Source organism: Gordonia alkanivorans NBRC 16433, assembly GCF_000225505.1.
GTDB lineage: Bacteria > Actinomycetota > Actinomycetes > Mycobacteriales > Mycobacteriaceae > Gordonia > Gordonia alkanivorans.
In genome coordinates, this window is the sequence record NZ_BACI01000097.1 from 155611 (window position 1) to 161890 (window position 6280).

The window sequence follows — 6280 nt, forward strand, 5'->3', positions numbered from 1 at the left end:
CCACGAGGGCACGAAACGACTGTCGTCCGGTCGGACGGTTTTCACCTCGCAGGGGTGAGCGAGGTCAAACCGGGCGACGGATAATCGGGCCGCCGCCGATCCGAACCGGGGTCCGGATCCGCTTCGAAAGTGCTGCACAACAGCACAACCCGGATGTCACCCGTTCTGGGGCCCTCGAGGGTCCGTGCGACCGTCGATCACCCGCTGGAATCCGGCCGGATGAACCCTTCGACGAAGTGTTAGTGATCGCGACCACCAGCGGCTACCGTCAGAGGCATCGACTGTGTCCGCGGTGGTGAGGTTCTCACCCGTCGTCGTTCACGGCGAACGTGCTGCTTCGTATCGAAGGTCTTCCGAAGATGACCATTACCACTGCGCGACCCCGCCTAGTCCGGGCGTTCGCGGTTGCAGCTGCCGTGGGACTGGCCCTCTACTCGGGAGGCCAAGCCCCCGCGACAGCTGAACCGAGCCCGTTCGGTGGTGCGTCGCACAGCGTCGACGCCCCGAGTTCCGGCGACGACTCGGGCGGTGGTGACTCCAGTGGGGGCGACTCCAGTGGGGGCGACTCCGGCGGCAGTGGCTCCGGCGGGAGCGACAGTGGCAACTCCGGCGGCAGCGATTCCAGCGGCAGCGGCTCCGGGGGCGGCGATTCGGGGTCGGGCAGCACCAGGTCAGGCGATGGCGACTCCGCCGAGAGTGGGCCCGCATCCGGAACCGATACCGGGACGACACCGGATTCCGACCCCGGAGACTCCACGAGCGAACCCTCGGGTCCCGTCGCAGAGAACGACACCCTCCCGCAGTTCACCGATCCGCCTGCCCAGAGCGAGGGATCGTCCGCCGGCGAGCCGGCCGTGCCGCCGCCCGCCGAGGAGACCGAGCCCGACCCGGAATCCTCCTCCGACTCCACCCCAAACCGCGCCTCCCTCGAGGTCGACATCTCCAGGAAACCGGTTCCGGTCCAGCCCGACGGGCCCGACCGCACCGGTGCCGACACCACGCCACCGCCCGCCGCCGACGGCCGACGGCCCGGGGACACCGCCCTCGCCGCTCGAGCCGCCGACGTCACCCGATCCCAGTTCGACCGTGACGTGTCGCCGTCCGGCGGTCCGCCGCCCTGGGCGCCCCTCCTCAAGACCTCCACCCCGCCGGTCGCCGTGGCCCCGCAGCCGGCCAAGACCGGCGCCATCGGGATCCTCACATTCCTGGGGATCAACATCCTCGGCGGGGGAAGCACCGGCGCGGCCAGCCCGGCACCGTGGACGCTCCTGTGGTGGATTCGGCGTTTCGGCACCCAGGGCCCGGTCGCCTCCGCCGAAACCCCCGCCACCCCTTACACATTCGGCCTGGCGGCCGACCCGGACCAGTTCCTCATCGCAGCCGACGGTCCGGATATCCCGGGTGCCGTCCCACAATTCGCTCTCGTCGGCGGTCTCGTCTTCGGATCCGCGCTCCTCAGCCGCAAGCGCATGTCGGCGGCGGTGACAGTCATTGCGAGCAGCCCGGCACCGTCGATCCCGGTACCGGACAGGGGACTCACCGAGCCGGCTCCCGCATCCGGCCCGGCCCCGGCCGGGGTCCTGCACGGTTCGCTGAGATTCACCGATGCGGACGGGACCCCCATCCCGACGACGCTCCACGGCGTCACTCCCACCGGTGACCAGACCTTCCGCACCGCGAGCGGCAGCGTGCTCACCTATGACGCACCCGCGGGCACCTACACCTACCGGCCCGCCCTGCAGGCGCGCATCGCCGCGACCGCACCGCGCGCACCGGAGTCGGCACGGTTCGACTCGGTGACGGTCACCGCCGACGACGGTCGCGGCGGTACGACGCCGATCACGGTTGCGCTGCCCATCACGAGCCCGTACTCGCTCGGGCAGGTGACCGTGCCGGGCTGCCAGATCGACGAGGTCGTCGTCGGTCACGAGGACGTGGTCTTCGTGACCACCCAACGCGACGACGGGTGCACCCAGGTCTCCGTGGTCCGCCCGAAGACCATGACGGTGGCATCGGTACCCATCGCCGGTTCTCCCACCGAGCCCGACCGCGGCGTCGTCCTCGGCCCCGACGGACGGGCCCACCAGCTCACCGAGCTCACCGAGATCGCCGGCGACACCATCCGGACATCGGTACGGATCACCCGGATCGATCCGACCGGCGCCGCGTCGACCACGGGACCGATCCTCGGACTACCCGCGGATCACCTTCGATTCGACGATGCGGGCATCGGCCACCTGCTGACCACCTGGCCGGACGACGACGGCCGGACATACACGTACCTGACCGTCCTGGACCACGACGGCGCCGCCTCGACGTTCCCTCGTGTCCCCGGCGCGCACAGTCGCCTCATCCTGACCTCGACGGGAAAGGTTTTGGTCGCGACGTCGGATGCCGAGGGAACCCGTCTTCTCGAGGCCGGGCCCGGTGGACTCGCACCCGCCGGGCAGGTGTTCGACGGCGAGGACGGCGACCTCTGGGCACGGCGCGAGGATTCGCTGTACTTCGCCCGGCACCACGGCGATCCCACCGGCACACCGGTCGCCACGCTCGCGATCCGTCACCCCGACGGTTCGCTGGACACCGTCGACGGGATACCCGGCCGGTTGGCCTCTGTGGTGCCCACCGAGACCGCCGTCTACCTGGTCTCACGGTCACCTGGTTCGGTCGTCGTCACCGTGGTGCGCCCCGATGGGCGCAGATCGTCGGTAACTCTGTCCGGCGTCAGCGACTGCACCGCCGTCGCCGGTCCCCACGACCACCTTTACCTCCCGCTGGCGAACCCTCTCACCGGGGAGAACACCGTCGTCGGGATCTCGCCGGACGCCGTGTCACGGGTCATGGCCGCGGGCATCGGGTCGGCCGGAGTCCGGGCCGACGAGAGCGGCACCGTCTTCCTCACGACGACGACCCTCACGCCGGACGGCGAGGACGCCACCACCGTGACCGTCATCTGCGGTGACGGCTCGACAAGCGACACACGCGTCGACGGAACCCCCATCTCGGTTCACATCGACCGGCACGGCGCCGCCCATCTCCCGATGCTCACCACCGACCCGGCGAGTGGGGACCCAGTCGTCTCCCTCGCCGTCGTGCGGCCCGACTCCGCGCCTGTGGTGTCCGCGACCGTCGCCGGAGAACCGGCCGGTCCCCCGGCAATCACGGACGACGGCCGGACCTACCTGCCATTGACCCGATTCTGTCCCGAAACACGTTGGCCCAAAACAATTCTGACTGTCTTCCACGCCGACGGTACTGCGGTGGAAGCCGGCGAGTTCCACGGCCATTCGACGCACGGCCCCGCCATCACGCTCGACGGCGACGTCGTCCTCCTCACCCACGTCGCCGGTACCACCACCATCCGCCCGCTCACGATGACTGCGTCGGGCGGACGGCACGCCCGGAATTCCACCCCCGCCATGGTTTTCGATGTCACTCCGACCATTTCGGACATCAATCCGGAAACCGGCGTCATCTCGGGATCGGTGACCGACCTGGATGACACCGCCTCCACCCTGAGTTATCTGACCACAGACCCCCAGGTGGCACTCGATTCAGCAAGCGGCGCATTCATATTCACGCCGACGATGGCTCAACGACAGGCGCGCCCGGGGCCCACCGCCCACGACTTCACCGTCTTGGTGTCCGACGCATCGGGTTCGTCCACGGTGATCTCGGCCAGCGTCCCGATCGTCCCAGCGAACATCCTCGAGACACTCGAATAAGCTGCGCTGCAACAGCTTCGCCGACCTCTACCCGATGCTCCAGCAGCCTGTCCAACGGCACTGATCCCGGCGAGCGCCTTTGTTAGACAAAACAATTGACCGTTCTATCCGGTGGCGATGAAACAACCACCGGCGTATTCTCATCGATGCACGGAAATCGGTCCAGCCACCCGCCACCCGCCCGCCCGCGTCGCGGCGTAGGCCATCAGCTCATTCTCGAATCCATTCAGGATCAATCATGCTCGAAGCCAGCGCATCCGTCCTCATCAAGCACCCTCTCGAAACGGTGTGGGAGTACACCACCACCCCCGAGAACATTGCCGCCTATCTCCCCGGGGTTGTGGAGATGACCCCGCTCTCCGACAACCCGGTGTCCGTCGGTGCTCAGTGGAAAGGCAAGAACGACATCCTCGGTCGAAACTTCGAATGGCGGGGCGAATTCACCCGCGTCGACACCTACAAGGACACCGAATTCCAGACGATCGAAGCAGCGTTCCCGTTCACGACCCACTCATCCTTGGAGGAGACCTCCGACGGTGTCCGGATGAGTTACCACGTCGAATCCCCCAGCGGTTTCGGAGGCCTGTTCGGCAAGATGGCCGACCCGATCGTCATGCGCATCTACCAGCGCTCGCTCAAAGCGTCGATCGAGAGCATCCCCGACCTCATGGAGGAATGGCTCGCCCAGAAGTGACAGCGACGCAAAACGGCCCCACCCCCGCGAAGGAGGTGGGGCCGCTCGTCAAAGCGTCAGCCTTGGGTGAAGGTCACCAGCTGGACTTCTGGACGCCCGGGAGCTCGCCCGCGTGCGCCATGTCGCGCAGGCAGATTCGGCACAGACCGAACTTGCGGAACACCGAGTGCGGGCGACCGCACTTGTTGCACCGGGTGTAGGCCCGCACGGCGAACTTGGGCTTCTTGTTGGCCTTGTTGACCAGAGCCTTCTTTGCCATGTCAGTTGTCCTTAACGTTGTTGTCCTTGAACGGGAAGCCCAGGGCACGCAGCAGCGCGCGGCCTTCCTCGTCCGTGCGGGCAGACGTCACGACCGTGATGTCCATACCCCGCGGGCGGTCGATGTTGTCGATGTTGATCTCGTGGAACATCGACTGCTCGTTCAGACCGAACGTGTAGTTGCCGTTACCGTCGAACTGCTGGTCCGACAGACCGCGGAAGTCGCGGATACGCGGGAGGGCGATGGACACGAGGCGGTCCAGGAACTCCCACATGCGGTCGCCGCGCAGGGTCGCGCGGGCGCCGATCGGCATGCCCTCACGCAGCTTGAACTGCGCGATGGACTTGCGGGCGCGACGGATCTCCGGACGCTGACCGGTGATCTTGGCCAGATCCTCGACAGCGCCGTTGATCAGCTTCGCGTCACGGGCGGCGTCGCCGACGCCCATGTTCACGACGACCTTCACGACGCCGGGGATCAGCATCACGTTGGAGTACTCGAACTGCTCGTTCAGCTGGCTCTTGATCTCCTCGCGGTAGCGAGTCTTCAGGCGCGGCTGGATCTTCTCAGTGGTGGTCATCTCAGATGTCCTTCCCGCTCTTGCGCGAGATCCGGACCTTCTTGCCGGTCTCTTCGTCGACGCGGTAGCCGACGCGAGTCGGGTTGCCGTCGGAATCGACGACCATCACGTTCGAGACGTGGATCGAGGCTTCCTGGGTCACGATGCCGCCGGAGGAGGCACCGCGCTCGTTGGCCGACGCGGCGGTGTGCTTCTTGATTCGGTTGACGCCCTCGACGAGGACACGCTGGGTCTTCGGGAAGGCCTGGATGACCTTGCCCTTCGCGCCCTTGTCCTTGCCCGAGATGACGATCACGGTGTCACCCTTGTGAACCTTCATGCTCAGATCACCTCCGGTGCCAGCGACACGATCTTCATGAACTTCTTCTCACGCAGCTCGCGGCCGACCGGGCCGAAGATGCGGGTACCGCGGGGGTCGCTCTCACCCTTGAGGATGACGGCGGCGTTCTCGTCGAAGCGGATGTAGCTGCCATCCGGACGACGGCGCTCCTTGGTGGTGCGCACGATGACGGCCTTGACGACCTCACCCTTCTTGACGTTGCCGCCGGGGATGGCGTCCTTGACAGTGGCGACGATCACGTCACCAATGCCGGCGTAGCGCCGCGAGGAACCGCCGAGCACGCGGATGCACAAGATTTCCTTGGCACCGGTGTTGTCGGCGACCCGCAGGCGAGATTCCTGCTGAATCACTCGTTAGTCTCCTTGACCTGGCTTCTTATGTACGCCGGATTTCCGACCCGACGCACACGGTCCGTTGCCACCGAGCACACGCCTGCCTGGGGTTTTGCACCAGGCTGTGACACCTGGACACTTCGCCCAGTGGGTTCGTGAGCCGATTCGCGACACAGCAGTGCCGCAGGCAACCCCACAAGTGTAGGGGAACGTGCAGGTGGGAGCCAAATCCGTCCTGCGGGCACCCTCGGGCGTTTAGCAATCGCTCGGACCGGGAAAACTTTCTTCGCATCGGACCCATCTGGCCCAGTGCCCCGCACGAAGCACTCGTGGGACGAGACCGGCCCGCA

6 protein-coding genes are annotated in these 6280 nt (G+C 66.8%); 2 read left to right on the forward strand and 4 right to left on the reverse strand.

Going from position 1 to position 6280, the window contains the following annotated elements:
- The first annotated feature begins 359 nt into the window (after window positions 1-359).
- Window positions 360-3725: a hypothetical protein gene (locus tag GOALK_RS17715; protein ID WP_040004332.1), complete on the forward strand. Its 3366-nt coding sequence runs from the start codon at window positions 360-362 to the stop codon at window positions 3723-3725.
- A 238-nt stretch (window positions 3726-3963) separates the two neighbouring features.
- A complete protein-coding gene (locus GOALK_RS17720) occupies window positions 3964-4419 on the forward strand; it encodes an SRPBCC family protein (protein ID WP_006360218.1) in 456 nt (151 codons plus the stop codon).
- A gap of 73 nt (window positions 4420-4492) precedes the next feature.
- Here GOALK_RS17720 and GOALK_RS17725 read toward each other — a convergent pair whose 3' ends face one another.
- The 4 genes from GOALK_RS17725 to rplN are packed head-to-tail and all read right to left on the reverse strand — an operon-like array spanning window position 4493 to window position 5948.
- Entirely contained in the window at window positions 4493-4678 is a 186-nt protein-coding gene (locus GOALK_RS17725) for a type Z 30S ribosomal protein S14 (RefSeq protein ID WP_004019490.1), read from the reverse strand.
- A 1-nt stretch (window position 4679) separates the two neighbouring features.
- Window positions 4680-5258 (reverse strand): 50S ribosomal protein L5, encoded by a 579-nt coding sequence (gene rplE, locus GOALK_RS17730; RefSeq protein WP_005197642.1) that lies wholly within the window; start codon window positions 5256-5258, stop codon window positions 4680-4682.
- A 1-nt stretch (window position 5259) separates the two neighbouring features.
- Window positions 5260-5577, reverse strand: coding sequence for a 50S ribosomal protein L24 (gene rplX / locus GOALK_RS17735; RefSeq protein WP_005197643.1), 318 nt, complete (start codon window positions 5575-5577; stop codon window positions 5260-5262).
- 2 nt (window positions 5578-5579) lie between these two features.
- Complete coding sequence (gene rplN / locus GOALK_RS17740) at window positions 5580-5948, reverse strand: 50S ribosomal protein L14 (RefSeq protein WP_005197644.1); 369 nt, start codon at window positions 5946-5948, stop codon at window positions 5580-5582.
- Window positions 5949-6280: the final 332 nt, after the last annotated feature.

Excerpts from the sequence above, each read along its gene's own strand:
- GOALK_RS17715 (WP_040004332.1), top strand. The coding sequence starts at position 360 with ATGACCATTACCACTGCGCGACCCCGCCTAGTCCGGGCGTTCGCGGTT.
- GOALK_RS17720 (WP_006360218.1), top strand. The coding sequence starts at position 3,964 with ATGCTCGAAGCCAGCGCATCCGTCCTCATCAAGCACCCTCTCGAAACG.
- GOALK_RS17725 (WP_004019490.1), bottom strand. The coding sequence starts at position 4,678 with ATGGCAAAGAAGGCTCTGGTCAACAAGGCCAACAAGAAGCCCAAGTTC.
- rplE (WP_005197642.1), bottom strand. The coding sequence starts at position 5,258 with ATGACCACCACTGAGAAGATCCAGCCGCGCCTGAAGACTCGCTACCGC.
- rplX (WP_005197643.1), bottom strand. The coding sequence starts at position 5,577 with ATGAAGGTTCACAAGGGTGACACCGTGATCGTCATCTCGGGCAAGGAC.